Annotated in this window: 22 protein-coding genes and 1 other annotated feature; of the genes, 17 read left to right on the top strand and 5 right to left on the bottom strand. The window is 35.8% G+C overall.

What is annotated here, in order from left to right:
• Positions 1–22: 22 nt before the first annotated feature.
• The 12 genes from RV15_RS14940 to RV15_RS14885 all read left to right on the top strand — a co-directional run bounded on the left by RV15_RS14940 (position 23) and on the right by RV15_RS14885 (position 13,195).
• Positions 23–1,378 carry a PTS galactitol transporter subunit IIC gene (locus RV15_RS14940; protein ID WP_071878814.1) on the top strand — a complete coding sequence of 452 codons (1,356 nt, stop codon included), beginning with the start codon at positions 23–25 and terminating at the stop codon, positions 1,376–1,378.
• On the top strand, positions 1,359–1,661 hold the full coding sequence (locus RV15_RS14935) for a hypothetical protein (RefSeq protein WP_245791393.1): 303 nt from the start codon (positions 1,359–1,361) through the stop codon (positions 1,659–1,661). Before RV15_RS14940 ends, RV15_RS14935 begins: the two co-directional genes overlap by 20 nt.
• 6 nt (positions 1,662–1,667) lie before the next feature.
• On the top strand, positions 1,668–2,426 hold the full coding sequence (locus RV15_RS14930; RefSeq protein WP_071878813.1) for a class II aldolase/adducin family protein: 759 nt from the start codon (positions 1,668–1,670) through the stop codon (positions 2,424–2,426).
• Positions 2,427–2,733: 307 nt separating this feature from the next.
• Entirely contained in the window at positions 2,734–3,450 is a 717-nt protein-coding gene (gene rsmG, locus RV15_RS14925; RefSeq protein ID WP_071878812.1) for a 16S rRNA (guanine(527)-N(7))-methyltransferase RsmG, read from the top strand.
• A gap of 15 nt (positions 3,451–3,465) precedes the next feature.
• Positions 3,466–4,227, top strand: coding sequence for a ParA family protein (locus tag RV15_RS14920; RefSeq protein ID WP_010762166.1), 762 nt, complete (start codon positions 3,466–3,468; stop codon positions 4,225–4,227).
• Positions 4,220–5,113 carry a ParB/RepB/Spo0J family partition protein gene (locus tag RV15_RS14915; protein WP_071878811.1) on the top strand — a complete coding sequence of 298 codons (894 nt, stop codon included), beginning with the start codon at positions 4,220–4,222 and terminating at the stop codon, positions 5,111–5,113. The genes RV15_RS14920 and RV15_RS14915 overlap by 8 nt, the downstream gene beginning before the upstream one ends.
• 1,034 nt (positions 5,114–6,147) lie before the next feature.
• A complete protein-coding gene (locus tag RV15_RS14910) occupies positions 6,148–6,975 on the top strand; it encodes a helix-turn-helix domain-containing protein (RefSeq protein ID WP_071878810.1) in 828 nt (275 codons plus the stop codon).
• 39 nt (positions 6,976–7,014) lie between these two features.
• Positions 7,015–7,803 carry a hypothetical protein gene (locus RV15_RS14905; RefSeq protein WP_071878809.1) on the top strand — a complete coding sequence of 263 codons (789 nt, stop codon included), beginning with the start codon at positions 7,015–7,017 and terminating at the stop codon, positions 7,801–7,803.
• Positions 7,804–7,838: 35 nt separating this feature from the next.
• Positions 7,839–8,948 carry a hypothetical protein gene (locus RV15_RS14900; protein WP_245791392.1) on the top strand — a complete coding sequence of 370 codons (1,110 nt, stop codon included), beginning with the start codon at positions 7,839–7,841 and terminating at the stop codon, positions 8,946–8,948.
• A 235-nt stretch (positions 8,949–9,183) separates the two neighbouring features.
• Entirely contained in the window at positions 9,184–10,371 is a 1,188-nt protein-coding gene (locus RV15_RS14895; protein ID WP_071878807.1) for a WxLIP family cell surface protein, read from the top strand.
• 106 nt (positions 10,372–10,477) lie between these two features.
• On the top strand, positions 10,478–11,713 hold the full coding sequence (locus RV15_RS14890) for a hypothetical protein (protein ID WP_071878806.1): 1,236 nt from the start codon (positions 10,478–10,480) through the stop codon (positions 11,711–11,713).
• Positions 11,714–12,091: 378 nt separating this feature from the next.
• Positions 12,092–13,195, top strand: coding sequence for a tyrosine-type recombinase/integrase (locus tag RV15_RS14885; protein ID WP_071878847.1), 1,104 nt, complete (start codon positions 12,092–12,094; stop codon positions 13,193–13,195).
• Positions 13,196–13,321: 126 nt separating this feature from the next.
• Here the strand turns inward: RV15_RS14885 and RV15_RS14880 are convergent, their stop codons facing one another.
• Positions 13,322–14,833: an AcpB/EbpR/MafR family transcriptional regulator gene (locus RV15_RS14880; RefSeq protein ID WP_071878805.1), complete on the bottom strand. Its 1,512-nt coding sequence runs from the start codon at positions 14,831–14,833 to the stop codon at positions 13,322–13,324.
• A gap of 341 nt (positions 14,834–15,174) precedes the next feature.
• On the opposite strand from RV15_RS14880, the gene RV15_RS18655 reads away from it, so the two are divergent.
• The 5 genes from RV15_RS18655 (at position 15,175) to guaB (ending at position 20,805) form a co-directional block, all read left to right on the top strand.
• Entirely contained in the window at positions 15,175–15,372 is a 198-nt protein-coding gene (locus RV15_RS18655; protein WP_025870734.1) for a DUF951 domain-containing protein, read from the top strand.
• A gap of 3 nt (positions 15,373–15,375) precedes the next feature.
• The gene (gene ychF, locus RV15_RS14870) at positions 15,376–16,476 is read left to right on the top strand and encodes a redox-regulated ATPase YchF (protein WP_071878804.1); all 1,101 of its coding nucleotides are present in this window, start codon (positions 15,376–15,378) and stop codon (positions 16,474–16,476) included.
• 101 nt (positions 16,477–16,577) lie between these two features.
• Complete coding sequence (locus RV15_RS14865) at positions 16,578–17,261, top strand: DUF1129 domain-containing protein (RefSeq protein WP_071878803.1); 684 nt, start codon at positions 16,578–16,580, stop codon at positions 17,259–17,261.
• Between the two features lie 224 nt (positions 17,262–17,485).
• Positions 17,486–19,168, top strand: a complete 1,683-nt coding sequence (locus RV15_RS14860; RefSeq protein ID WP_071878802.1) for a 6-pyruvoyl-tetrahydropterin synthase-related protein — start codon at positions 17,486–17,488, stop codon at positions 19,166–19,168.
• A 152-nt stretch (positions 19,169–19,320) separates the two neighbouring features.
• Positions 19,321–20,805 (top strand): IMP dehydrogenase, encoded by a 1,485-nt coding sequence (gene guaB, locus RV15_RS14855; RefSeq protein ID WP_071878801.1) that lies wholly within the window; start codon positions 19,321–19,323, stop codon positions 20,803–20,805.
• Between the two features lie 48 nt (positions 20,806–20,853).
• On the opposite strand, the gene RV15_RS14850 is transcribed toward guaB, so the two are convergent.
• The 4 genes from RV15_RS14850 to croR form a co-directional block, all read right to left on the bottom strand.
• Entirely contained in the window at positions 20,854–22,344 is a 1,491-nt protein-coding gene (locus tag RV15_RS14850) for a polysaccharide deacetylase family protein (protein WP_071878800.1), read from the bottom strand.
• A 108-nt stretch (positions 22,345–22,452) separates the two neighbouring features.
• A complete protein-coding gene (serS, locus tag RV15_RS14845; RefSeq protein WP_071878799.1) occupies positions 22,453–23,724 on the bottom strand; it encodes a serine--tRNA ligase in 1,272 nt (423 codons plus the stop codon).
• Between the two features lie 92 nt (positions 23,725–23,816).
• Positions 23,817–24,029: a binding site (T-box leader), on the bottom strand.
• Between the two features lie 37 nt (positions 24,030–24,066).
• Positions 24,067–25,218: a sensor histidine kinase CroS gene (gene croS / locus RV15_RS14840; protein WP_071878798.1), complete on the bottom strand. Its 1,152-nt coding sequence runs from the start codon at positions 25,216–25,218 to the stop codon at positions 24,067–24,069.
• Positions 25,208–25,897, bottom strand: a complete 690-nt coding sequence (gene croR / locus RV15_RS14835) for a response regulator transcription factor CroR (RefSeq protein ID WP_083429209.1) — start codon at positions 25,895–25,897, stop codon at positions 25,208–25,210. The genes croS and croR overlap by 11 nt, the downstream gene beginning before the upstream one ends.
• Positions 25,898–26,283 lie beyond the last annotated feature (386 nt).

The following is a 26,283-nucleotide window of genomic DNA, read 5'->3' as shown; positions in this document are numbered from 1 at the left end:
AAAAGATAGGTAGGTAGAAGAGATGGAAATTTTTCAATCTGTGATTGATTATATATTAAATCTAGGTTCAGCAATTTTTGTTCCTTTGATTATCCTGATTATTGGGCTAATCGCTCGCATGCCGTTGAAAAAAGCGTTTATGTCGGCAATTACTTTAGGTGTAGCTTTTACTGGAATGAGCATGGTTATCGGATTTATGTCAGATGCCGTAAGTCCAGCGTCCGTTGCAATGGCTAAAAATACTGGAATCAGTTTGCCAGCTCTTGATCTGGGCTGGACAGGAGCTGCAAGTATTACCTGGTCTTGGTCCTATGCATTTGTCTTTTTCGCTGTTGTTTTAGGTGTGAATTTCATTATGCTTTTATTGAATTTAACCAAAACATTAAATGTCGATATGTGGAATGTCTGGGGGAAAGCTTTGACCGCCTACCTCGTGTACTTCATTAGCGGCTCACTAGTTGCAGGATTTATTGCCGCTGTTGTACAAGTAGTTTTGGAGCTGAAAATGGGGGATATGTTCCAGCGTCATATTCAAGATCTGACGGGAATTCCTTTAGTAACCGTAACTCATTTGATGAATATTTCAGCAGTACTGATGCTGCCGGTCAATATTGTGATGGATAAAATTCCGTTCTTTAATAAAAAAGCCGACACTTCAGCTTTAAAAGCGAAGATCGGGATCTTTTCTGAGAATAGTGTGATGGGCTTTATCATTGGAGTACTACTTGGTTTTGGCGCAGCATATGGCATTTCTGGTTCGTTAAATTTAGGAATCCAAGTGGCGACAGCGATGGCGTTGTTTCCGATGATCAGTAAGATGTTTATGCAATCACTTTCTCCTTTGGCTGATGCCATGTCAGAAATGATGAAAAAACGGTTTAAAGATCGCGAGGTTTACATTGGTTTAGACTGGCCGATTTTGGCAGGACGCTCTGAAATTTGGGTAACAGCGATTATTTTAGTGCCAGTTTTTATTGGCTATGCAATGATTTTACCTGGTAATCAAGTATTGCCGCTCGCTGGGATCATCAACTACTCGATTGCAGTCGGCGGTTTATTATTGACCGGTGGCAATTTGTACCGAATGATCACGCTAGGTGTTATTTACACGCCGCTTTACTTGTACGGCGCAACATACCTGGCTCCTGTATTGACTGGTTTAGCGAAAAAAACTGGAGCAGTAGACTTAAAAGGTGGCAGTATTACCTGGTCATCGATCGAAGGGCCAGAATTTAGAATCTTATTTGCAGAAGCAGCTAATTTAAATGTTATGGCGATCATCGGCTTTATCATTTTTATTTCAATGTTCGTTTGGTTATATAAGTATATGGCAAAAGAACCAGTACCAAGCGCACGTTATGAAGAAAGCGTTAAGTAGAGCTAAGAAAGGCTGGGCCGACATGGAACAAAAAGGCAAATGGTTGTTGCTGTTATTCATAGATATCCTGCTTTTTATATGTGCGCTATCACTCAATATCATAGCGCTGTATTTTTTAGTCATACTCCTCTCTTTTTTCATCTATAGAAATGGTAATGCAGTTCTTTTTAAAGAATATGATGACAGAAAAAGACAAAAATATGAAGACTATAAAGTAGTTCAAGAAGCAGCGAAGGAATCGATTCGTACTGGAAAAATATTAAAAAAGAAGAAGGAGCTGTAGTAAATCATGGCAGACGGAAGAATCTTATTTGAACGTGAAAGAGAAGATATGGCAAAGATCGTACAGTTGATTTTTGAACGTAAAAACACCAATGTTGCGGGCGGTAATTTTTCATTTAAAACAACAGATAACAAGGGCAAAGAATTTATCATTATGACACCAACGATGATGTCACAAGCGTATTTAGGACATGTTTCTCCTTCACAGATTTTAGTGGTGGAGCCCCATACGAGAAAAGTGATTGCAGGTGAGGGTGGATTGACAAGAGAGATCAATATGCACGAAGCAGTTTATGACGCAAATCCTGAAATCAAGGCAGTATTACATGCTCATGCACCCAATAGTATGTTTTGGGCTACCAGTGGCTTGGATATGCCTAATTTGACAGAAGCAACTCAGAAGGTGGAATATATTGAAGTGTTGGAATTTGAGCCGAATTGCTCAGAAGAGTTAGCGGAAATCGTTAGCAATCATATCAAAACGATGGCCCGCCAAGCTTTACCGCATGAATTTTTATTGGACAGTCATGGTGTATTAATTACCACAGGCGGCGAAACTGGGCTGGAAGCGATCCATTCTGCTTTAGCGATTCTGGATACAGTGGAGTGGAATGCGGAAATTGCCTATAAACAAACGATTTTTCAAAAATTAGGTCTTTTAGATGGTTATTATTCTAAAGGGGTTAAAATTGGTACGATCGAAGATTTAATAAACCATGAACCGATTTACAATCAAATGATCAAAGCAACAGCTGGCGGAGACTAAGAAAATAAACGATCAAAAGGTTGAAATGAAAGTGTTTCGCTTACTTGAAGTAAGTGACATTTTTATCATCGTTTATTCGGGTTTGAAAGGACTGAGTGCTAACTCTTTGAGTTAGCGTTCAGTCCTTTTATTTTTCAAAAAATGTTTCCGTGAAAAAAGGATTTTTTTTCTGCTATATAATAGAAAGAAACATTTTATTATAACTGCTAAAAAACTTACTAAAAACATTGCAAGAAATTGCTATTTGCGTTAAAGTAAGAAAAGACAACTGTGAAACATTTTCTGTTTCACGCAAGGAAGGAAACGTATGACTCCAGAAGAATTTAAACAACTATTAAGCCAAAAAGAGGTCCAACTATCGGATCATCAGATGGAACAATTTGCCCGTTATTTTGAATTACTCGTTGAATGGAACGAAAAAATGAACCTAACTGCGATCACCGAAAAAAAAGAAGTCTATTTAAAGCATTTTTATGATTCTATTTCTCTGGCATTTTTTGAAGACTTTTCAACAAATAAATCGATTTGTGATGTTGGCGCTGGTGCTGGATTTCCTAGTATTCCGCTAAAAATCGTTTTTCCCACATTACAAGTGACGATTGTGGATTCATTGAATAAGCGAATCACATTTTTAACTGAATTAGTCAATGAGTTGAAGTTGGAAGACGTTTCTTTGTATCACGATCGTGCGGAAACCTTTGGACAAAAAGAAGACTTTCGTGCGGCTTTTGACTATGTAACTGCTCGTGCAGTTGCCCGTTTGAATGTATTGAGTGAGCTCTGTCTGCCATTAGTGAAAAAGGATGGTTTTTTCTTAGCATTGAAAGCAGCCAAAAGTGAGGAAGAAATCACAGAAGCCAAACCTGCGATTGCTACTTTAGGCGGTAAATTTCAAAAAGAAGTGTCATTTGAATTACCAATCACAGAAGATGAACGACATATCGTTGTGATCCAAAAGAAAAAGGAAACACCCAAAAAATACCCAAGAAAACCAGGGTTACCAAATAAACAACCAATCAAATAAGATGGAGGGACACAAATGGCACGAATAATTTCTGTAGCGAATCAAAAAGGCGGTGTTGGTAAGACAACGACCACTGTGAATCTAGGTGCTTGCCTTGCCTATTACGGCAAGAAAGTGTTGCTGATCGATATTGATGCTCAAGGAAATGCAACGAGTGGTATCGGCGTCCGTAAGCCAGATGTTGCAACGGATGTTTATGATGTATTAGTGAATGAAGAACCAATCAAAAACGTGATTCAGCAAACTTCTAGAGAAAATTTAGATATCGTACCAGCAACGATTCAGCTTGCCGGAGCAGAAATTGAACTGACGTCAATGATGGCAAGAGAATCCCGTTTAAAAGCGGCTATAGAAGAAATAAATGATATCTATGATTTTGTTTTGATTGACTGTCCACCTTCATTAGGACATTTAACGATCAATGCTTTTACAGCAAGTGATTCGATTTTGATTCCTGTGCAATGTGAATATTACGCACTAGAAGGATTAAGTCAGCTATTAAACACTATTCGTTTAGTTCAAAAGCATTTTAACCCTGAGCTACGTATTGAAGGTGTATTGTTGACAATGTATGATGCTCGGACAAACTTAGGTGCTGAAGTGGTTGAAGAAGTTCGTAAGTACTTCCGTGAAAAAGTTTATGACACGATCATTCCTAGAAATGTCCGTCTGTCAGAAGCACCAAGTCACGGTTTGTCGATTATTGATTATGATCCCCGTTCACGTGGTGCCGAAGTGTACCAAGCACTAGCAAAGGAAGTGTTGGATAATGAGTAAAGGAAAAGGTTTAGGTAGAGGTATTGATGCATTGTTTCAAGATTTTGCTAGTTTGGAAGATGTAGATGTTCAAAAAGAAGAAGTAATTGAAATTCCTTTAAATGAACTTCGTCCAAATCCTTACCAGCCAAGAAAAACATTTGACGAAGCATCCCTTCAGGAATTGGCAAACTCGATTCAGCAATCTGGTGTTTTTCAACCAATCATTGTTAGAAAGTCTGCCGTTAAAGGATACGAAATCATTGCAGGTGAACGACGTTTCCGTGCGTCAAAATTAGCGGATAAAGAAACGATTCCGGCAATTGTTCGTGAGTTCGATGAAGAAGCGATGATGCAAGTCGCCGTATTAGAAAACTTGCAGCGTGAGGATTTAAACCCGTTAGAAGAAGCAGAAGCCTACGATATGCTGATGAAAAACTTGAAGCTAACACAAGTTGAAGTAGCAGAACGTCTAGGAAAAAGCCGTCCGTATATTGCAAACTATTTACGTTTGTTGACGTTGCCGACCCAAGTTAAAGAAATGGTTCAAGGTGAAACATTATCAATGGGACAAGCTAGAACACTGTTGGGTTTAAAAGATAAAGACTTGATTTTGATCTTGGCAAAACGTGTGGTAGAAGAAAATTTGACTGTTCGTCAGTTAGAGCAAATCGTCAATGACTTAAATGAAAATCAAGGCAAGAAAGCGCCTAGGAAAGAAAAGAAAAATATCAAAGATAAACCTTACTACATTCGTGAAAGCGAAGACCGTCTAATGGATAAATTTGGTACGACTGTCGCTATTCAAGAAAAAGAAGGTAAAGGAAAAATCGAGATTGAATACCTATCACAGTCAGATTTGGCCAGAATTTTAGATATTTTAGAAATTCATTTTGATGAAGCGTAGTTAGAGAAGAAAAAGAGTACAGGGTAAAACTAATTTTTTAGTTTTACCCTGTACTCTTTTTTTGTGTTAAGAATTTTAAATGGTATAGGTCTTACTAGTTATTAAAATAGCTATTTTTGTAATGGTTTTTTTATAAAAAACATTATATATAAAATAACTACTATTTTTCTTGTTTTTATATAAAATAAGAAAAATCTATAATTGTTTAAATTAGCCCTTATAGATATTGCTAAATAGATACCTAATAGTTAAATACTTATACATCGAGTATACAATAAATAATTTGGACATGTCAATGAGGAATGAAAAATAACAATATATTTAATTTATCTATATTATGGCTGGCTGAGGGGATCAAATCATATATTTAACAATAAGACCTTGCTAAGCAGCTATGTGACCAGCTAAAACATATCGTGAATTCTGACAGTATTTCTATAGTTTAACATGTAATACAACTTATAGTAAATTTACTTATTTTCATACGCCGTCAAATGAACCGTCAAATAAATCAGCAAAAATCTTGATCGTAGTAAAAGAAATTAATGGTTTTAGCTATTACTATACGTAATATAAACAATAGTTTATTAATTGATTATGAGGAAAAAAGAAGATAATTAACGTAAGAAATATATATTGTGGTTGTACATTCTCGGTTTTTTAAATATAAAAAAGAATACTAAATCTAACGGTGTTTTTAGTCAATCCGTTCAGAATATCAATATTCGTGCATGAATAAACACGCTCTATTTATTTTATTAAAATATTATTTTTTAGAATAAATATTTATTTAAAATAGTTGGGTTAACCGTCATACAGCCGTCAGCATTCAACATAAAGAATTATTAAATCAGCTCACGTGTCAAATTTTTCTTATTTTATATAAGAATAGGAAATTCCTATTATACTAATATTTGCAGTTTTATGCGGTGCACGAGTTAAAACGTGTGTCACAGTCATCAGCCTGAGGAATCGCATCAAACATAAATGGTTGGAACTTACTATATAAAAATTAAGAGGAGGATTTTCTATTTATGAGGAAAAAAATTATTATATTGACCGACACATTAAGTGCAAATGGACTGTTGCAAAATAGTTTGTTAAATATGGACTATGAAATAATGGTTTCAAAAGATATATTGACTCAACCTAAAGATAAAGAGTTCTATTTTCTGCAAAATTTTGATCTTATTATTTATCAACAGTCCATGTATAGCGGATTAAAAGAGTCATTTCTGGATAATTTAGTATTACTGAACAAGCCAATTGTTGTTTTAACATTTGAATCAGAGCAGGTCAATAGCTCTAAGTATTTGACTGATGCTAATGTGAGCTTTGTCCGCTATCCGATATCCGTCACTGATCTAGCAAGCAAACTAGCAGCGATCTTTGAAGAAACAGCTAGTCGTGTAGGGAAAAATAGTCAGGAAAGAACAGTTGATTCTTCTGGGGATAATGAAGCCTCTTCTAAAAATGCTTCATCTTTTTCAAATGTGGTTAAAGCTAAAAGACAGTACTCATTCCAATTAAAGGACAGAACGTTGATTATTGATAATTGGTTGATTCCATTGACGAAAAAAGAACATCAAGTATTAGAGCATTTTATTGAGTCAGATCAAAGAGTTTTTTCTAGTCAGGCACTCTGTGAGGCAATCTGGGCCAATGCCCAACAAAAAAACAAACAGGCATTGTTGAGTAATCTGATTAATCGTATCAAACAAAAAATTATGGAAAAAACCTCGATTTTTGAACCATTTATTTTAAATAAAAAAGGGATCGGTTATTACTTAAATCAAGAGTTCATAGCAATAGATGAACAAAATGATGGGAAAACAAGAGAACTGCTGGTAGGCAGCGTGTAATTATGAGGAAAATGATCAGTAAGAAGGGGAGCGGGAGTATTGGCGATATTTAACAAAAAAGGTAAAAAGAAAAGAGATCGCGATGATGATTATGAGGAATACTACGATGAGTATGACGAGTATGATGATTACGACGAATACGATGACGATGAATTTGAAGAGGAAGTATATGAGCCTCCTAAAAAAAGTCGTCCAGAAACTTCAACTAAAAGAGAGCGCGCAGAAAATAATATGAGAAAACAAGAGCAAGAGATACAACAAGAGCAAGCCGCTGTAATTGACCATTTAAATAATGAGAATCAACAATTTCAAAAAGAAATGCAGCGTCAAAAAACCATGGCGGAACGCCTGAAAGCAGAAGTCGAGAACAAGCAACAAGAAATCGATCAATTAACGATGCGTTTAACAAGTTCATCTAAGTCTAAAGAAAGAATTCTTGCTCTAGAAGATCAAGTGAACCGATTAGAAGAGTTGAGAATACAACTAGATGAACAATTATTAGAGGAACGAAACAAAAGCATAGAGACTGAAAAGCAACTACGTCAGCAAGATTTAATGAAAAATCAAATTGCAGAAGTCTTGATGGAAGCCAAAGAAAAAGCACAACAAATCATTGAACGGGCAACTATCGAAGCTGATCGAGCAGTAGAAACTGCCAGACACGAAACTAAAAAAGCTGTTTCAGAAGCTTCAACCGAGTTAAAAATGATTAACCAGGAAGCTGCAAATTACCATACACGAATACTTCGACTACAAAGTGAAACGAGTGTATTGATGGAAGACCTATTAAGCAAATCCAGCCGATTAGCAGACCAGTCACTGGACTAAGGGAAGGGGATTAAGGAGTGGTTTATCAAAATATTATGGTCGACATTTACCAAGCCGCTTCTCCAGCAGTAGGCGAGCGTCTTTTTGATGATGATATGCTGCGGGATATCTATTATATTTGCGAAGAGATTTTCCAAAAAAGAAATAAAAGAATCCCCTATCCACAAAAAGAAGTGGAAGAATATTTTGAAGAATTTCATACCATAATTTCTTTTTTCAAGCATGTCGAGATTACTTTAGATTTTGTAGATCTTGATTGGTCAGCTGTGTTGGATGAGCTGATCCATACATTTCCTCAGATTGCCTGGATAGGTGGCTCCAAAGAAAAAGAAGATACTCGTGTCGTTTACTATATTGATTTTGTTCCCATCGCATATAGAGAAACTGGCTTTCCTTTCATGGTTAATCTTTTACAGTCGTTGGATCAGCAACTATTTGAAGGTGGAGACGATGTACTAGAATCCTTTGTTTATGAAATCGAGCAGCTTGTCGCTAAATTTATCAAACCTCTTAAGGTAGACAGCAAATCAACTGTAGAACAAGCCGAAGTGGTGGAGTATGAGGACAACAATGATGCTAGCTATTTGTTGAAGGTGGAAGAAGCAGTCAGCAGAGAACGGTATGCAAAAGAGCGGATGCGACTTGCCAATAAAAAATTAGAAGTCGTAATCGATCAAATGGAACGGCAAAATTTATCTAGAGCTATGAAAGCATTAAGTAAATCAGATAGTGATGAAAATGAGAATTGGGACCATATAGTAAAGGTCGATCTGAGAGAGTATTCCCAATTGTTACAAAAAGCCAAGTTCTTAGAGCAGTCTTGGATGATGAACAAAGAACTAATGACAAAATCTGAAAAAATGACGATTTCTGATAACCAACTGACATATGAAAGAGAACAGGTAAGAAGTTTCAAAGATTCAGTTTCTACAAATGAGATTTACTTGATTTTAGATGAATGTAAGCTGATTGAGTCAAGAGTGAAAATCAAAAAAAAATCTTGGTTTCGTCAACCTCATGTTCGAATCATGAAAATGGATTATGACAGTATCTTGAATAAAGCAGCATACTTCGATCTTATACAGGGAGAAAATTATTTACTTGAACAAATCGTGTTAAATGATGAGTCAATTATTGATGATTGACATATGCCTTTCTTAATTGACTAAAAGAACAAAGTGGATTGGGAATAGTCGGCTTTTCCCATCCATCACTACATACAAAAAGACACTATCAAGAAGATTAAAAAGAAAATCAATCGGAGTAATGGTTTGAAAGTAATCGGTTGACCAGAATTTTCATTTCGTTTTCGTAGTTGTTAAGTCTGATTTTTTTCAAATACATACATATGATTTCATTATGCAGGGAGCTTAAAATTCAATGATTAATAAACGGAAAATACTTCGCCTGATTATTGCAATAATAGGATCTTTTCTTTTACTGTTGACATTTATGATAGTCAACATGAAAGTCGGATTGGCTGTTTCAGTGAAGCCTATTTTACCAAACAATCAGCATAATCCAGAGGCAACGTATTATGATCTTAGAATGGAACCAAATCAAGAACAAGATTTGGCGCTGGAATTAATCAACACCTCTGATAAAAAACAACAGGTTACTTTGCAAATCAATGACGCTACAACCAATGAGATAGGGGATATCGATTATTCAGATCGCTCAAAAATCGTTGTGAGAGATAAAAGCCTCAAGTTTGGGTTGAAAGACATTGCAAGCTCTGAGTCAGAAATTACAATACCAGCTCATGAAACAATGACAACAATAGTACATCTAAAAATGCCTCCTAATCAATTCAATGGCATGATTTTAGGGGGAATCAAAGTTGTTTCATCAGAAAAAAGTAATGGGGAGCAGACGTCTACTAATCAGCAAGATCACGCGCCAAAGACATATATCGTCGCTGTAAAATTAACAGAAACAGATACACCTATTACGGCAAATTTGAATTTACTAGGTGTTTTTTCTGTGAAAGAGTCAAAAAAAAATAGTATAAAAGCAACGATCCAAAATGATCAAGCTATCAATTTGGAAGATATCGAACTTACAGCGAAAGTCTATGAAGAAAACTCAGATAAGCTATCTTTTCAAACCAAATTAACAGGGTATCGTATGGCACCTAATTCAAGTCTGACTTTTATTATCAATAAGGAGAATCAGGTGCTTCAACCTGGAAACTATCAGATTGCGATAGCTGCGAAATCTAAAGCGACTAATCAGGAATGGCAATGGGATGAGGAACTGAGAATTACGCAAGCTGAAGATAAAGAAAAGGACAATCTTGCAATGAGTAAAGAGAGCATCATGTTTTACACGATTATTTTTGTAAGTACATTTGTGGCATTATTGTTACTCTTGTTAATTTTACTGATCTTAAGAAAGCGTAAAGAAAAGCGTTATGCCGAAGCGTTGTATCACAAAAACAAAGAGCGGGAGCCTAATAATAAAAATCCTAAAAGAAAAAGAAAATCTGAAGGAAATAAGAGTGACAGTGTGAGGAGAAGACGCTCTGCGGAGTCTAAAAGACAAAGAAAGTCAACTCCTAACAAGTAGTGACTAAGCTTGGGTGATAGAATTGAGGACCAGAAATTGATCAAACAATGTCTTTAGAGCATAAACAACAGGTTTATCAGTATAGAGACTTTAGGAGTTGGAGGATATGAATGAATCAGAGCAACACACCCAAAAACAGGAAAAAAGAATAATCAAAAAATATATTCTCCATCAAAAAGTCAATCCTAGACTTTTAGGAGTAGAACTTTACAATAAGCATTTAGATACTCCAAACGAGGCGTATCTATCATGTAAATTGATTTTTAAAAAAGATGTTCGATCATTAATGGAACTTGAGCGGATGGCTAACAAGATATATGAAACATGGACCGAAAAAAACGATGAATTAATTATAAAAAAAATCAATGTTTTTACATCTACAGCGTACATTGTTTTGACCTTTACCATAGGTTTTTATGAAGAGACTCAGGTAAAACGTTTACGGGAACTAAAAGAATGTGCTAAAGAAATTATTGAAACCTATGACAATATACTCAAGCAAGAAAAAGAAGCTGAGTATAAAAGAAAAGAAGCTGAAATTTCTGGAGTATTAGAAAAATTCAGTCAGTTGACTGAGAAAATGGACGGGTTAGAAGATCGACTTACAAAAAATGAATCAATTGTTTTAGACTCTGGGGAGCAGTTGAAAACAGAACTTACAAAAGTCAGCCAAACAATCAAAGAACAGTTGGGTCAAGGAGAATACAAGTTAAAAAGTATTCCAAATTATTCTGAAAAAAAAGAACAAGCAGGAACAAAAATAAAATTAAGTAGTATAAATAAAAATCATTCAAATAAAAAAATCATAAGTTCAGAAAAAATTATAGTAAGTAAGTACAAACTTGATCGAGCCAAACAAGGTTCTGTGGCTTTACAAGTGAAAGTCTGGCCATCAAATTGGCTCCAGCAAAAAAAAAGAATTAACAGAAAACCAACGAAAAAAAACGAATTAAAAAGGTATGTGTCTAAGGTTGAGTTGGAAGTTTTAGCTTGTTTTACACGAAGCGAAGAAGTAAATAAAAAACGAATGGTACCCAAAAAACAATTTTTGGATTTAAAAGCTAAAGTAGAATTTATCGATTATTTATGGATGTTGTTGGAGTTAGAAGGAAAAGAAGAAATCATCATTGCTGGTAAACTAAGTTGTAGAGAGTTGATTGAAGAGTTAGGTCAATTTATGGATAGTGTAGAAAAAGTTGCAACAGGTCCAACAATTTTTAGTTACTGGGTATATTGTTCGCAAGAGCTCTTGGTCAAATTAGAAGGATATGCAGCACTAAAAGATTTTTTAAGCAGTTCCTTAAGGCTAAGCAACAATCTACTAGTTAGTGAAGCAAGATGATTTGAAAAAGGGGTAGTGTGCAAGAAACTAGAACAGTTTCAGATGTATCATGCCTTTTTCTTTTGCTTTTAATATTATACAAATAGTATTTGTATAACAAAAAAAATGGATATCAGACTTCCAAATATTTTCTTTATTTCTAAAATTTTTGAAACGAATTAAAAAAGATAATCATTCATACTTGGTTAAGAAAACTAAACGTATTGTAAGATTGTCGCTTAGTTTAGTTGGGAGTAAATAAAAAGTGGATTTAAATACATTAATTTTTAATAAAATGATTTTCCAAAATCTAAAAATAACATAAATGTATTTAAACGTTTGGAGACATTTCTTTTTTATTGAATGAATAAAAATAATATTTTAGAAAGGATCTTAGTTATGGCAAGAAGAGGAGAAAATATCTATAAAAGAAAAGATGGGCGTTGGGAAGGCCGATACATAAAAGGTAGACAAAAGAATGGAAAAATCCATTATGGTTATATTTATGGATACAAGTACACAGAAGTAAAGCATCAACTTATCTTGGTGAAATACGAAAAACAGACAAGCAATAGCAAAGATCTTCTTCCTTACGAGGGTCACTTAACGGATTGGACGAATTATTGGTTGGATACATTTGTCCGTCCTAAAGTGAAAAGCAGTACGTATGCTAGCTATAAAAATAAAATGGAAGTACACGTTTTATCAACAATAGGTTCGATCAAGCTGCAAAAGCTAAAACAATCAGATGTTGATACTTTACTTAAAAAAATGGATGAGACGCTTAAAGCCAGTTCGATTAGATCAATCTTTTCAGTCTTAAAAAATTGCTTGAGTAAGGCCATCTCTTTAAATTTATTGTCAGAAAATCCCTGTATAGGAGTGGAACTTCCAAAAACAAGAAGAAAAACAGTGCAAGCATTATCGGTCAAAGACCAAGCAAGATTGGTGAAAGAAGTAAACAGTAGTCAGAAATTTTTTTCTATCATGCTCGCTTTGCAGACGGGACTACGAATTGGAGAGATTTGCGGTTTAAAATGGGAAGACATTGATTTTGACAACAACACATTAGGTGTCAATCGAACTGTGCTGAGAATTCAGACGGAAGATAATGCTGGAAGAAAGACAGAAATCGTGGAGGTTACTCCAAAGAGCAACAACTCACAACGAAAAATCCCGATTACTAACGCGTTAAAGGAAAATTTGTTAGAGCTTCAAAAAACGTCAACTAGCGAGTATGTTATTTCCAATAAACATAAAGCGTTGGAACCTCGTACAATCGCCTATCGTTTTCAAATAATTCGAAAAAAGATTGGCTTAGAAAAATTTTCTTTCCATTCTTTGAGACATACCTTTGCTACGCGATGCTTGGAAGCGGGAGGAAATATTGCAACAATAAGTTCTCTATTAGGTCATTCTTCAACAAAAATGACGCTGGATTGTTATACAAACTCATTTTTTACAGAAGAGCGTCAATTGATGGAAAAGCTCGAATTTGTTTGATTCAAAAAATTACGACTAACCTTGTTGTGGTAGACGATTGACATATGTTGTAAGGTCTGAGAAGTAGCTCGAAAAGCCGCTTCTCAGATTAAACATGGTTTTGTTAGCAGCATGTTTTAGTAGTATTCAACGATTAGAAGAATAAATATCATATAACAATTGGTCAAGATCAGAGATATCTTTTTTTTCTTTGTAATTGGTCATAACGAAAAAGTGTTTTCCCCTCTTTTTCAAATGAGCGCAGTCTACATTACTAATGATTAAATCATAGAGTTGGTTATCGGCTAAAGGTTCTGCTTGTGCAAATGTAGACGACTCAATATATTTGATCCACCAGTCCGTAAATTTTTTTTTGCGTAAGAGGTCACTTTCAATAAATATACCGACAGATACTTTTGTTTTGATGCATTCCTCGTAAAAACTTATCGCATGAGCATATTTTGTAATAAGCATGATGTCGTGCGTATCATCTACAAAAATTCCTGGAAAACACCCTTTTAAATAGTTAGCAAAAGCGTTAACAATTTCAGCGTGTTCGCTTTTTTTCCACTCAGGATAATGGAGTTCCCAATAGTAATCAATTGTTCCTTTGAATATTAAATGGCGATATCCGATAGAATTTAAATAATAATGGAGCGTTGCACGTTGTGCTTCGTTTAGGTAAGAAGCTGGATAACAGTTATTCATAAAATTTAAAAACTCTGTATTCAATCTCCTAATAAAAAACTTACTGTATCGTTCAACTAAATCAATTTCTTTTAAGCAGTGAGAATGACTAGGGATGATTTCTTCGCCAAACATGAAGAGGAGCAAAAGGATGGTTTCATTAGGAGGCATTTTAAAGGAGTAATAAACTAGAAATGCCCCAAGTATTTTATTGACTTTTTTGAAAAGGCGAGTGTTTTTAAGCGCATTTATAAATTTCTTTTGGCCGCTAATGTCTGATTGGTTGTTGAAGAAGGGCTCCTGATCACTATAATCTTGGACATTTTTTTGAGCATTTCTCCTTTTTAATAGGCTTAAGTAGATGATAAGTTTTTTTCGAGCAAAAATAGAAATTGAGCTGCCTAAGCTTTGCTGAATGCGATTGACTGTTTCATAAATTCTGGGGTCGATATGAGGGCTTTTTAATTGGTGCTTAGGATCTGTGACTAAGTAAAGAGAGACATAAAAAAAACGAACTTGCAATTCGGAACCTAGCAAATGGCCGTTTTGGATGGATAAGTCGAATTCATTTAATAAGGCATTCAATTCGTTGATTTTTCTAAAATAAGTTGAGTGACTAATTCCAATTTTTTCACATAAACGGGTGACATCAATCGTGCCGCAAAGCAGCAATTCTTCTAGAATTTTGTATTTTGGGGCGTGGCAAATCAACTCATTATATAAAGTGTGAAGGGAGTAATCAGGCTTTGTGTGAAAAGTAATGGTATGTTTGTTTACTTCGATAGCAAATCGGTTATTCGAATGTTTGGCTGATGTTATCAACCCTTCAATCAGCTTTGACAAAAAATAATTTCCAATATCTAAGTGGTGCAAAAGGTCTTTTTTTGTTGCAGTACCACCAACATTGCTTAAATGTATTAATAAGTCAATTTGATAAACTTCTAATTTTTCTAATAAGTCAAATTTTCTCATAGCAAAACTCCTTTAAATGTCAGTATTGAAGTAAGGTATAGCGAAACTAGAGAGGTTATAGTCAATATTTTTCTTCTAAAAGCTCAACTGTATTCTTACGTTGACATTGTGATTATTATCTAACATCTATAAAGTAAATACAATCTTATTTAAGCTGATTTATTTTTCATTTTTTGAGAAATACCTTTATTTACTACTTGTATTTTATTAGTAAATATATAAAAAAGTAGAATCAATAAAATAGTTTTGCTTGATCGTCTAAAAAATGGTATTGTATCTTTGTATGTTTATGTCTGATTTTATGAAGATTGATGACTATTTTTAGAAGGGATATGTCTGTTATGTATGATCTTGGTGATATTGTAGAAATGAAGAAGCCCCATGCTTGTCAGGCAAATCGTTGGGAAATTATTCGAATGGGCGCCGATATTAAAATAAAATGTACGAACTGCGGTCATATCGTGATGATGACACGCCGTGATTTTGAAAAAAAAATGAAGAAAATTTTGGAAAAAAAACTGATAAAGGATAGTGAATAATCGATGGCATTAACAGCTGGAATCGTAGGTTTACCTAACGTAGGAAAATCTACCCTTTTTAACGCAATTACAAAAGCAGGTGCAGAGGCGGCGAATTATCCGTTTGCAACAATTGACCCAAATGTGGGAATGGTTGAAGTACCAGATGAGCGCTTGCAGCGTTTAACAGAGTTAGTGAAACCTAAAAAAACCGTACCAACTACGTTTGAGTTTACAGATATCGCCGGAATCGTAAAAGGCGCAAGCAAAGGTGAAGGTTTAGGGAATCAATTTTTAAGCCATATTCGCCAAGTGGACGCTATTTGTCATGTGGTACGTTGTTTTGATGATGATAATATTACCCACGTTGAAGGACGTGTAGATCCGTTAGCAGATATTGATACGATCAACTTAGAATTAGTGTTAGCTGACTTAGACTCTATTACAAAACGTTATACACGAGTGGCTAAGATCGCTAAGACGAAAGATAAAGATGCAGTAGCGGAATTAGCTGTTTTAGACAAACTTAAACCAGTTTTAGAAGAGGGATTATCTGCAAGAACGATCGAATTTACGGAAGACGAGCAAAAAATCGTTAAGAGTTTATTCTTATTAACAGCAAAACCTATTTTATATGTAGCAAATGTGTCAGAAGATGAAGTAGCTGATTCAGATAATAATCCATATGTTCAACAAGTTCGGACTTTTGCGGCAAATGAGCAGGCAGAAGTAATCGTTGTTTGTGCACGTGCAGAAGAAGAAATAGCTGAATTGGATGATGAAGATAAAGCTGAGTTTTTAGAAGCACTAGGTATCGAAGAATCAGGCTTAGATCAATTGATTCGTGCTGCCTATGATTTATTAGGACTAGCAACTTACTTTACTGCTGGAGAGCAAGAAGTACGTGCGTGGACGTTTCGTAAAGGAATCAAAGCACCTCAAGCAGCTGGGATCATCCATACAGATTTTGAACGCGGTTTTATTCGTGCAGAGACGGTTTCATTTGAAGATTTGAATACGTATGGCAACATGCAAGCAGCAAAAGAGGCGGGCAAAGTTCGCTTAGAAGGAAAAGAATATATTGTACAAGATGGCGATGTTATGCTTTTCCGTTTTAATGTATAAGAAAAAAATTGCTAAAAACTGTTTTTCTCCCTAAAAAATGTGTTAGAATACTTTTTAGGTAAAGACTGCCCCGTTGGCCACGGGCGAGGAGGACGCAAAACATGGAATCAGAAGCACTGCGAGATATTGTTTCAGAAAATCGTGAACTTGAACAAAAATTGACAAAGAGAAATGAACAATACATCTTTGACTTAAAAAAATCACTAGTTGCTGCTAATCTTTCAGAAGAAGCACAGACGCTTGCTTTACATGAAATTCTACCTCATTTAGTAGAAGGTCAAAAAAGTGGGAAGACTGCGCGTCAGCTTTTCGGAACAGTGGCTGAACGTACGGAGTCTATTTTAAATAAACCAGAAGAACTGCCTGAGTCAACTCCTTTTTTGATGTGGTTGGATAATACATTGCTGTTATTCGGTGTGATGACAATCATGTTTTCAGTGATGATGCTGTGGTCTAAAGGAAAGACACAGCCTTTGGGGTTATTAACCTTAGTACTAGCATCAATGGCTGGTGGTTATGTGTTCTATCTAATGTATAAATATGTCTATCAGTATGATCGCCCAGGTGTAGATAAATCAAAACGCCCAGGCTGGTTTAAAACTGGTTTGATCTTAGTTGGTTCGATGCTGTTATGGCTAATCGTCTTTGCAGGTTCTGCAATGTTGCCAGTGGTTATCAACCCTGTGTTTGATCCAGTGGTCGTTATCATTATTGGTGGGATTGGCTTGGGTACTCGTTACTTATTGAAGAAAAAGTACAATATGCGCAGTAGTTTGGCGCGTTAAGAAATAAAAGCAAAAGAGACTTAAACAAAGCTAACAATAGTTTTGTTTAAGTCTCTTTTTTTACCAATGAACGAAGTCAAAAATTCAGCTAATATAGGATCGTTAAATATTGATAAATAAATTCAAACTAAAAGGGTTCATGTTTGAAAGAAAAGCCTCAGCGCGCTACGATAGAAACTAAGAATGAAATTTACAATTAATTTTCATTATGAGGAGGTGGATCAATGAAAACATGGATCAAACAACAGAGTCATTTCCTGATTTTTTTGAGTTTTTTTATATTAAGTATACTGTCTTTATATATCGTTTATCTTCAAAACGGTCATATCATGATTGGTGACGATTATCATTTCCATCAAAATCGGATCGAAGGCCTAGCTGAATCTTTAAGGCATGGTATATTGTTGCCAAAAGTGAGTTACTTTTTTATTGGAGGATATGGGTATGCATCTAGTTTGTTTTATCCAGATTTTTACCTGTATTTTCCGGCAATTCTACGTGTTTTCGGTTTTTCATTAGCGTCTAGTTTTGTTATTTTTTCTATTGGGATCAACTTTGCTACATTTATTTTATCATATGTATCTGGAAGGTACATGGCGTTAACGAAAGTAAAAAGTTACTTATTTTCATTATTGTATACGTTATCGATTTATCGTTTACAGGACTTTTTTAACCGCCAAGCTATTGGAGAACTTTTAGCAATGGGCTTTTTTCCATTAGTTCTAGCAAGTTTATATTTATTGAAAAATGGGAAAGAGAAGAAATGGCTATTGTTGACAGTCGCTATGACAGGGATTGGATTAGCTCATTTTATTTCATTGGAAATCGTCAGCATTTTTATAGGGCTGTATATTCTTTTAAATATGAAGCACTTTTTAAAGAAAAAAGTTCTTGTTGCGATATTAAAGGCCGCAGGAGTTACTATTTTGCTGCTGGCTTTCTATTTAGTCCCCGTTTTTGAGCAGATGAGGCATGTTACGTTTCAGGTGACGTCCAATCCATTGACGTTGATTTCAGATCGGAGCTACTTTTTGAGTGAACTAGTAGCCAACAGCTTTAAAAATAGCGTATTTCATGCATCCTCAGCGAATATAGGTGTCATCCTGTTATTTGGTTTGGTGATTTACACAGTAATGTTTTTTAAGCGAAATTCGTCCAATCGTGAGTGGGTCATTCTTGCTTTGCTATTTATGTTTATGACGACAGACCTATTTCCTTGGAAGCTTTTTGACAATACGCCGCTTAATACAATTCAGTTTCCTTGGCGCTTTTTATCGATTGTGACTTTGTTGCTAGCGTTTCTTATCGCAAATGATGATCTGGGATTATTTAAAAAATTTCCAAGTAGTCAGATAATCTTAGCTATGGTTGTTTTACTTGGTGTAGGGCTGTATGAAAAGGAAAGTATCGATACTGAAGGAAAACGGATTTTATCCCACCAGTCTTATGATCGAACGAATAGTTATTACATTGGCGCTGGGCATGAATATTTGCCGGATAAAGTGGACTATTCCACTATTAAGAAAAATAAAAAACGCACAGTAGTTTATAGCCATGATGAAATAGTAATAAAGGCTGTTAAAATGACGTTTGACTCAGTGTCATTTGACTATCATACTAAAAATACGCAAAAAGCGACGGTGACAATTCCATTTATTTATTATTATGGCTATAAAGCTAAGATCGTAAGCAACGGAAAAGAAACAGTTGTTCCAGCTTCATTAAATGAGCATAACGGATTAGTAGATATTCAGTTATCAGAAAAAGGAAGTGTATCTATTTCTTATCAGGCCACATGGGCTCAAAAAATTTCAGCGTGTGTCTCAGTTTTTACCTTTTTGATCTGTGTCGTATGGCAAGTAGTACCGATGATCTCAACTAGGTTGAAATCAAAGAAGAACCCTTAGTTACCCTTTCAAAATGATAAGAAGCGGATGAGAAAATACTCATGTTTTGGAAAAATAAGAGAAAATCTCTGCAAACAAGGAAATGCGGTTGACTTACCTTTTATTATCTGTTATTTTCTTATATAAAATTAAATAGAGGAGTGGTCTGAAAAATGTCTAACTGGGAAACAAAATTCGTGAAAAAAGGTCTTACATTTGATGATGTTTTATTGATTCCAGCAGAAAGTCACGTGTTGCCTAATGAAGTGGATATGAGTATCCAACTAGCAAAAAATATTAAGTTGAATATCCCTCTGATCAGTGCAAGTATGGACACAGTAACGGATAGTAAAATGGCCATTTCAATGGCTCGTCAAGGTGGTTTAGGTGTTATTCATAAAAATATGAGCATCGCGCAACAAGCAGATGAAGTTCGTAAAGTAAAACGTTCTGAAAGTGGCGTAATCATTGACCCATTTTTCTTAACACCAACGAATTTAGTAGCAGATGCAGAAAATCTGATGAGTAAATACCGTATCAGTGGAGTGCCAATCGTAGAAACGATGGATAATCGTAAATTGGTTGGTATCATTACGAACCGCGACATGCGTTTTGTAACAGATTATCAAATGAAGATTGACGAAGTCATGACAAAAGATAATTTAGTCACTGCCCCAGTTGGTACTTCTCTAAAAGACGCTGAAAAGATTTTACAAAAACATAAAATTGAAAAATTACCAATCGTTGATGAAAACAACCGTTTGAGTGGGTTGATTACAATCAAAGATATTGAAAAAGTAATTGAATTTCCGAATGCAGCAAAAGATGAACATGGTCGTTTACTAGCAGCTGCGGCTGTGGGTGTTACCAGTGATACCTTTGAACGTGCCGAAGCTTTATTAGAAGCAGGAGTAGATGCGATCATTATCGATACGGCACATGGTCATAGTGCTGGTGTGATTCGTAAAATCAAAGAAATTCGTGATACCTTCCCGGAAGCAACGCTTATTGCTGGAAATATCGCAACAGCAGAAGGAGCTAAAGCTCTTTACGATGTAGGTGTGGATGTGGTTAAAGTTGGGATCGGACCTGGTTCTATTTGTACAACTCGTGTTGTAGCTGGAGTTGGTGTGCCTCAATTAACAGCAATTTATGATGCAGCTTCCGTGGCCCGTAAATACGGTAAGGCTATTATTGCTGATGGTGGAATCAAGTATTCAGGAGATATCGTCAAGGCTTTAGCAGCTGGTGGACATGCCGTTATGTTAGGCAGTATGCTAGCTGGTACAGATGAATCACCAGGCGAATTTGAAATCTATCAAGGCCGTCGCTTTAAAACATATCGTGGTATGGGTTCACTAGGTGCCATGGAAAAAGGGTCAAGTGATCGTTATTTCCAAGGCGGAGTCAACGAAGCAAATAAATTAGTTCCAGAAGGTATTGAAGGTCGTGTTGCTTATAAAGGCAGTGTATCAGACATCGTATTCCAAATGATCGGTGGTTTAAAATCAGGTATGGGCTATGTCGGTGCGGCAAACTTAAAACAATTACGTGACGAAGCGCAATTTATTCAAATGAGCGGGAATGGTTTAAAAGAATCTCACCCTCATGATGTTCAAATTACGAAAGAAGCACCTAATTATTCTGTAGAACAATAAAGATAAAGAAACTCCGAAGTCGATTATGACCTCGGAGTTTCTTTATCTTTATTGTACAGGACGCTCATCTTTAGAACCGTAATACATATGCAAAGGTTTAGCCTTGTTACCTAATAATTCTTTAGAAGGTAGAATTTCATAACCTTCCCCACGTAACCGATCGATTACGGTAGCTACAGCATCAACAGTTTCCGGATGGATATCATGCATTAAAACGATCGTGTCATTATAGGCAGTTTCGTCAATCCGCTTGATGATCGCTTGTGCATTATGACTTTGCCAGTCTTGAGAATCTACAGACCATTGTATGATCGGTTTACCAATAATTGTCGCTACGTCCTTGTTTACAGCGCCATAAGGCGGTCTGAAATCAGTTGGTAGCTTCCCGATTGCATGATATATGGCTTTATCTGTTTTTTGAACCTCGTCTTTTACTCGTTGTAGATCAACTCCGGTTAATTGAGGATGTGAATAAGAATGACTCGCTACCTCGTGTCCTTCATCAGCTACCCGTTTTACCAAAGCTTCATTTTTGACAACATTTTGACCCAACATAAAGAATGTGGCCTTGACGTTTTTTTCCTTTAAGATGTTCAAAAGTCTTGGCGTTGTTTCAGGATTCGGTCCATCATCAAAAGTCAGTGAGATGTATTTTTTGTTTGGATCCAGTGGAGCAGGTAACGCATCTTTGATAGAATCAGGGTCAATATATTCAGGATTCACGTAGCCGGCAATCTCTTTATAAGATAACGTGATTTCTTTTTTCCCAGTTGCGTTGTCTGGTAGACCTAAACTGATTTTATCTGAATAATAGGTGAAGGCTGTTTGGTCCAAAGAAATACTAGGCATGTTTAGGACATTGTCAATGATAGTGTTAGCATCAGGACTCTCAGCAAGTAATTTTTGCTGAATAACTTGTTGAATGGCTAGAATATTTGCTTCACTCGTGAAAAGATCTTGAAGAGTCAAGGGCTGGTTTGTTTTTTGATTGACGAATGCTGTATCTTTACTCACTTCGGTTTGTTCAGTCCACTCTTCGTTTGTTTGATTCCAAGTATAGCTTTCAACAACAGGTTGGTACCCAATCACCTGTTCATTGGCTTTAATTATTTTTATATAACCAACGAGTTTGAGGGGTGTCTCTTTCGGGCTATTTTTTTGAGCAGTATCTATTAAAGCTGTTAAGGCCACTTTTAATGCTTGAAATTGAGGGATAGAGTTAGTTACGGTTGGTTCATAAAGTAGGGTCTGAACATTGCCGTCCGTTTTTTCTTGCTCAGTATTCTCAAGTTTCGCTTGCTTTTGTGATTCTCGAATCTGCTCCAACAAAGCTATTTCTTTTTGCTGGTAATCATCATCTTCCAAGTTGCTTGCTTCTTTTGGTGGGTGCTGCATAGCGTAGGTTGCGTAGACACTTCCACAGATCAAGATAAAAGAAATAGCAAAGAGTGCTGCAAAAGTTAATTTTCTGGAAAAGCGATGCTGTTTTTTTTCTCGCCGGCTGTTTCGGGTTCCCCGTGGGTGATTCTTTCTGTTCATAACATTATCCCTCTAATTTATAAATTTGATTGTGTACGGTAACCCAAATGTATCATGGTTAAATAGCACTTTCAACAAACATCCTGCTAAATTAGTGATTCTTTCTATTTATTTAATTAATTTCAAATTACCCATGTAAGGAACTAAAACTTCTGGAATGGTCACAGTTCCGTCTTCATTTTGATAGTTTTCCAAAACTGCAGCAACAGTCCGCCCAACAGCAAGGCCAGATCCGTTTAATGTATGAGCATATTGGACTTTGTCATTGTCATCACGGTAACGAATCATTGCACGGCGGGCCTGGAAATCTTCACAGTTTGAACAAGAACTGATTTCACGATAAGCATTTTGTGCTGGGATCCAGACTTCCAAGTCATATGTTTTAGCAGCTGAGAAGCCCATATCGCCTGTAGCTAGTGACATGACACGATAAGGAAGATTTAGTTTTTGCAAAATATCTTCCGCATTGGCTGTCATTTTTTCTAATTCTTCATAAGAATGCTCCGCATCACTAAATTTCACCATTTCTACTTTGTTGAATTGATGTAGGCGAATCAATCCACGGGTATCACGACCAGCACTGCCAGCTTCAGAACGGAAAGAAGGGCTAAGTGCTGTAAAATAGATCGGTAAATCTTTGCTATCCAAGATTTCATTGTTGTAATAATTTGTTAAAGGCACCTCTGCAGTTGGGATCAGCGTCATATCTGTTCCTTCCAATTGAAAAACATCTTCTTTGAATTTAGGGAATTGACCCGTTCCGAACATAGAATTACTGTTGACGATATAAGGTGTCATCATCTCAGTATAACCATGATCATAAACATGCATATCAAGCATAAAGTTGTATAATGCTCGTTCTAATCGAGCACCTAACCCTTTGTAATAAACAAAACGACTACCAGAAACTTTTGCTCCGCGTTCAAAATCAAGAATATCAAGATTTTCAGCTACATCCCAATGTGGTTTTGGCTCAAAAGCAAAATTTCTAGGTTCACTCCAACGGCGGACCTCAACATTATCATCTTCATCTGCTCCTACTGGCACTGAGTCATGAGGGAGATTTGGTAAGGTTGTAGAAATTTCTTGAAGTTTAGCGTCGATGGCTTCAATTTCAGTGTCCATTGCTTTGATATTGCCGCCAACTTCTTTCATTTCAGCGATCTTGTCAGCAGCATCTTCTTTAGCCCGTTTTAGTTGTGCAATTTCTGCTGAAACATCATTACGATATTTTTTCAGTTCTTCTGACTTCACTAATAAGTTCCGGCGACTTTCATCTAAGCGTAAAAACTCTACTAATACTTCTTCTTTTACACCACGTGTTTTCAATTTTGCTTGAACTTCATCGAAATTTTGACGGATCATTTTTACATCTAACATAATTATTCCTCCTTATTTTAAAAGCTGAAAGAGCTCTTGAAGCTAAATAACATTGGGGCAAAATAAAAAGCCACTCCATCCCCAGAAAAAAATCTTGGGACGAAATGACTTGGATTTCGCGGTACCACCCAAGTTCAGCGTAACGCTGCACTTGTAATGCAGATAACGGCTGCCACCGGTTTGACTTATTTCGTCAAACGCATGTACTAGAGATGGATTTCTTTATAGTAGAATATTTGCTCTCACCAACGCAAACTCTCTTAGATTCGGCACTATAAATACTTTTTCTCTTTGCTTGTCATTAGGATACAAAACTTTTGTCTGGATGTCAACCTTGCCCAATCAATTTCTCTTTAAAGGCAGATGAATAATAAAAGATGTCCAATGATTATCAGAAGTTGCATAGATATAACCACCATGCAAAGCAATGATACTCTGTGCGATAGCTAAACCAAGACCTGTTCCACCTGTTTCCTGTGAACGAGATTCTTCCACACGATAGAATCGATCAAATAGTTGATCTAAAGATTTTTTAGGGATCGACGGGCCATCATTTCTAACAGCGATTACAACTTCAGTTCCAACTTTTTCCACGTCGATGACGATATTTTTACCGCCTTTGCCGTATTTTAGTGCATTTGATAATAGATTATTGAAAACACGCACTAGTTTTTCAGTATCTCCATCCATCTTGATTGATGCTGGATTAGCATTGACTTGGATCGTCATATCATTTTTAGTTGCTTCTAGTTCAAAATCAGCAGCAAGTTGCTCAATCAACTGGGTCATATCGAAACTGATAGTATTGACAGGGACAGCTGGTTGGCGAACCTTTGTATATTCAAAAAGGTCATCAACAAGTAGTTTCATTTGTTTAGCTTTTACATAAGCCGTATGCGTGTATTTCAACAAATCTTCCTGATTATGAAATTGCCGATCTTCAATCAAACCTAAATAACCTATAATAGAAGTTAAAGGAGTTCTAATATCGTGACTGACATTTGTAATCAGCTCATCTTTCGATTTTTCTATTTTGCGTTCGTCTTCAATCGCTGCAACTGTACTATCAACCAAACCATTGATACTGGTAACAACTCTTGCTAAATCACCACTTAATTCGAAGGGAATACGATGGTCGTAGTTTCCATTAGCGATATAATGAAGTTCACTAATGATATGACGTAGCTGCATTTGACGATAACGACGAATCAAGCGCCAGTACAACACACCAACATCAACTATAAAAAATATTGGAATGACAAACTTACTCAAGCTCCAAAATAAATCCGTATTCAATTCTTTGGCGAAAGCACCCTTAGTTGCCCAAATGATTCCTTGGAGTGTCTGGCTGCCGCTAAGTAAAACCGTAATTGAGACATTTAATAGAAGTAACAGGATAATTGTCACAATTCCCTCAGCAAGTAATTCACTGATTTCTTTAGATGTTAAGGTAATTCGTTTTTGCTTTTCGATTTTCTTTTGTCTAACGAGCATCGATTTTATATCCAACTCCCCAAACTGTTTGAATGACTTTTTCTCCACCAGTTGCTTCTTCTATCTTATCTCTTAAGTGACTGACGTGAACCATGACAGTTTTTGCTGAAACAATACTTTCTTGTTGCCAGACCCGTTCAAAAATTTCGTCAGCACTAAACACACGATTAGGATGGCTAGCCAGCAGGTATAAGATACCAAATTCCAAGGCAGTTAGTTGAATTTCTTTTCCGTCAACAGTTTTAACTTCATGTGAATCTTTGTTAATAATCAATGAGCCAATTTCAAGTACATCAGGTTCATCTGCTTTAAGCTGCATTTGGCTACGTCTTAAAATTGATTTTACACGAGCCATGACTTCTAATGGATTAAATGGTTTTGTAACATAATCATCAGCTCCAGCAACTAAACCTTTGATTTTATCCATATCAGTTGTTTTAGCAGTCAGCATAATAATGGGAATTTGAGACTCTTTCCTTAATTCTTTAACGACTTGCATCCCATCCATAATTGGCATCATAATATCTAAGATAAGTAAATCAATATCTGATATTGTCCGAATCTTTGATAACGCCTCTTTTCCATCATAAGCTTTAATCACTTCATAGCCTTCATTATGAATATAAATACTCAGTAGTTCTACGATTTCTTTATCATCATCAGCAACTAAAATTTTCATATCATTCATTTCCTCCATATATATAGTAGAATTCTTCTTCTTTATTCTAACAAAAAAATGGAAAAATTGACAAAAACAAAGAGAAGTTACGGGAAATTTAGAATATGTTACTAAAAATTAAGAAATAGGATGAAAAAGTTCTGATTTTCGCTTAAAAACGAACAATAAAGAACAAAAGTAACGAAACAATCGGTAACGAAAAAAACTTCAAAAAAAGTGCAAATTTTAGTTGACCTAAGCCCAGAATCTTGGTATATTATATCTTGTCGCAAGGCACTGATGGAACACGCTGAACGACAAGCATAAGATAACAATCCAATGGTTGAAAAAAACTTTGGAAATCAGAAAAAAGTTATTGACAAACAATGACTATCCTGATAAACTAG

The sequence above is a fragment of the Enterococcus silesiacus genome (assembly GCF_001886225.1).
GTDB classification, from domain to species: domain Bacteria; phylum Bacillota; class Bacilli; order Lactobacillales; family Enterococcaceae; genus Enterococcus_L; species Enterococcus_L silesiacus.
This window is presented reverse-complemented; position numbering and strand designations above follow the sequence as displayed.

Coding starts and splice junctions, on each gene's coding strand:
- croR (WP_083429209.1), bottom strand. CDS start 25,897: ATGAAAATTTTAGTTGCTGATGATGATAAAGAAATCGTAGAACTACTG.
- serS (WP_071878799.1), bottom strand. CDS start 23,724: ATGTTAGATGTAAAAATGATCCGTCAAAATTTCGATGAAGTTCAAGCA.
- ychF (WP_071878804.1), top strand. CDS start 15,376: ATGGCATTAACAGCTGGAATCGTAGGTTTACCTAACGTAGGAAAATCT.
- RV15_RS18655 (WP_025870734.1), top strand. CDS start 15,175: ATGTATGATCTTGGTGATATTGTAGAAATGAAGAAGCCCCATGCTTGT.
- RV15_RS14885 (WP_071878847.1), top strand. CDS start 12,092: ATGGCAAGAAGAGGAGAAAATATCTATAAAAGAAAAGATGGGCGTTGG.
- RV15_RS14895 (WP_071878807.1), top strand. CDS start 9,184: ATGATTAATAAACGGAAAATACTTCGCCTGATTATTGCAATAATAGGA.
- croS (WP_071878798.1), bottom strand. CDS start 25,218: ATGCTCGTTAGACAAAAGAAAATCGAAAAGCAAAAACGAATTACCTTA.
- RV15_RS14920 (WP_010762166.1), top strand. CDS start 3,466: ATGGCACGAATAATTTCTGTAGCGAATCAAAAAGGCGGTGTTGGTAAG.
- RV15_RS14910 (WP_071878810.1), top strand. CDS start 6,148: ATGAGGAAAAAAATTATTATATTGACCGACACATTAAGTGCAAATGGA.
- RV15_RS14860 (WP_071878802.1), top strand. CDS start 17,486: ATGAAAACATGGATCAAACAACAGAGTCATTTCCTGATTTTTTTGAGT.
- RV15_RS14880 (WP_071878805.1), bottom strand. CDS start 14,833: ATGAGAAAATTTGACTTATTAGAAAAATTAGAAGTTTATCAAATTGAC.
- RV15_RS14915 (WP_071878811.1), top strand. CDS start 4,220: ATGAGTAAAGGAAAAGGTTTAGGTAGAGGTATTGATGCATTGTTTCAA.
- RV15_RS14930 (WP_071878813.1), top strand. CDS start 1,668: ATGGCAGACGGAAGAATCTTATTTGAACGTGAAAGAGAAGATATGGCA.
- RV15_RS14850 (WP_071878800.1), bottom strand. CDS start 22,344: ATGAACAGAAAGAATCACCCACGGGGAACCCGAAACAGCCGGCGAGAA.
- RV15_RS14865 (WP_071878803.1), top strand. CDS start 16,578: ATGGAATCAGAAGCACTGCGAGATATTGTTTCAGAAAATCGTGAACTT.
- rsmG (WP_071878812.1), top strand. CDS start 2,734: ATGACTCCAGAAGAATTTAAACAACTATTAAGCCAAAAAGAGGTCCAA.
- RV15_RS14935 (WP_245791393.1), top strand. CDS start 1,359: ATGAAGAAAGCGTTAAGTAGAGCTAAGAAAGGCTGGGCCGACATGGAA.
- RV15_RS14940 (WP_071878814.1), top strand. CDS start 23: ATGGAAATTTTTCAATCTGTGATTGATTATATATTAAATCTAGGTTCA.
- RV15_RS14900 (WP_245791392.1), top strand. CDS start 7,839: ATGGTCGACATTTACCAAGCCGCTTCTCCAGCAGTAGGCGAGCGTCTT.
- RV15_RS14890 (WP_071878806.1), top strand. CDS start 10,478: ATGAATGAATCAGAGCAACACACCCAAAAACAGGAAAAAAGAATAATC.
- guaB (WP_071878801.1), top strand. CDS start 19,321: ATGTCTAACTGGGAAACAAAATTCGTGAAAAAAGGTCTTACATTTGAT.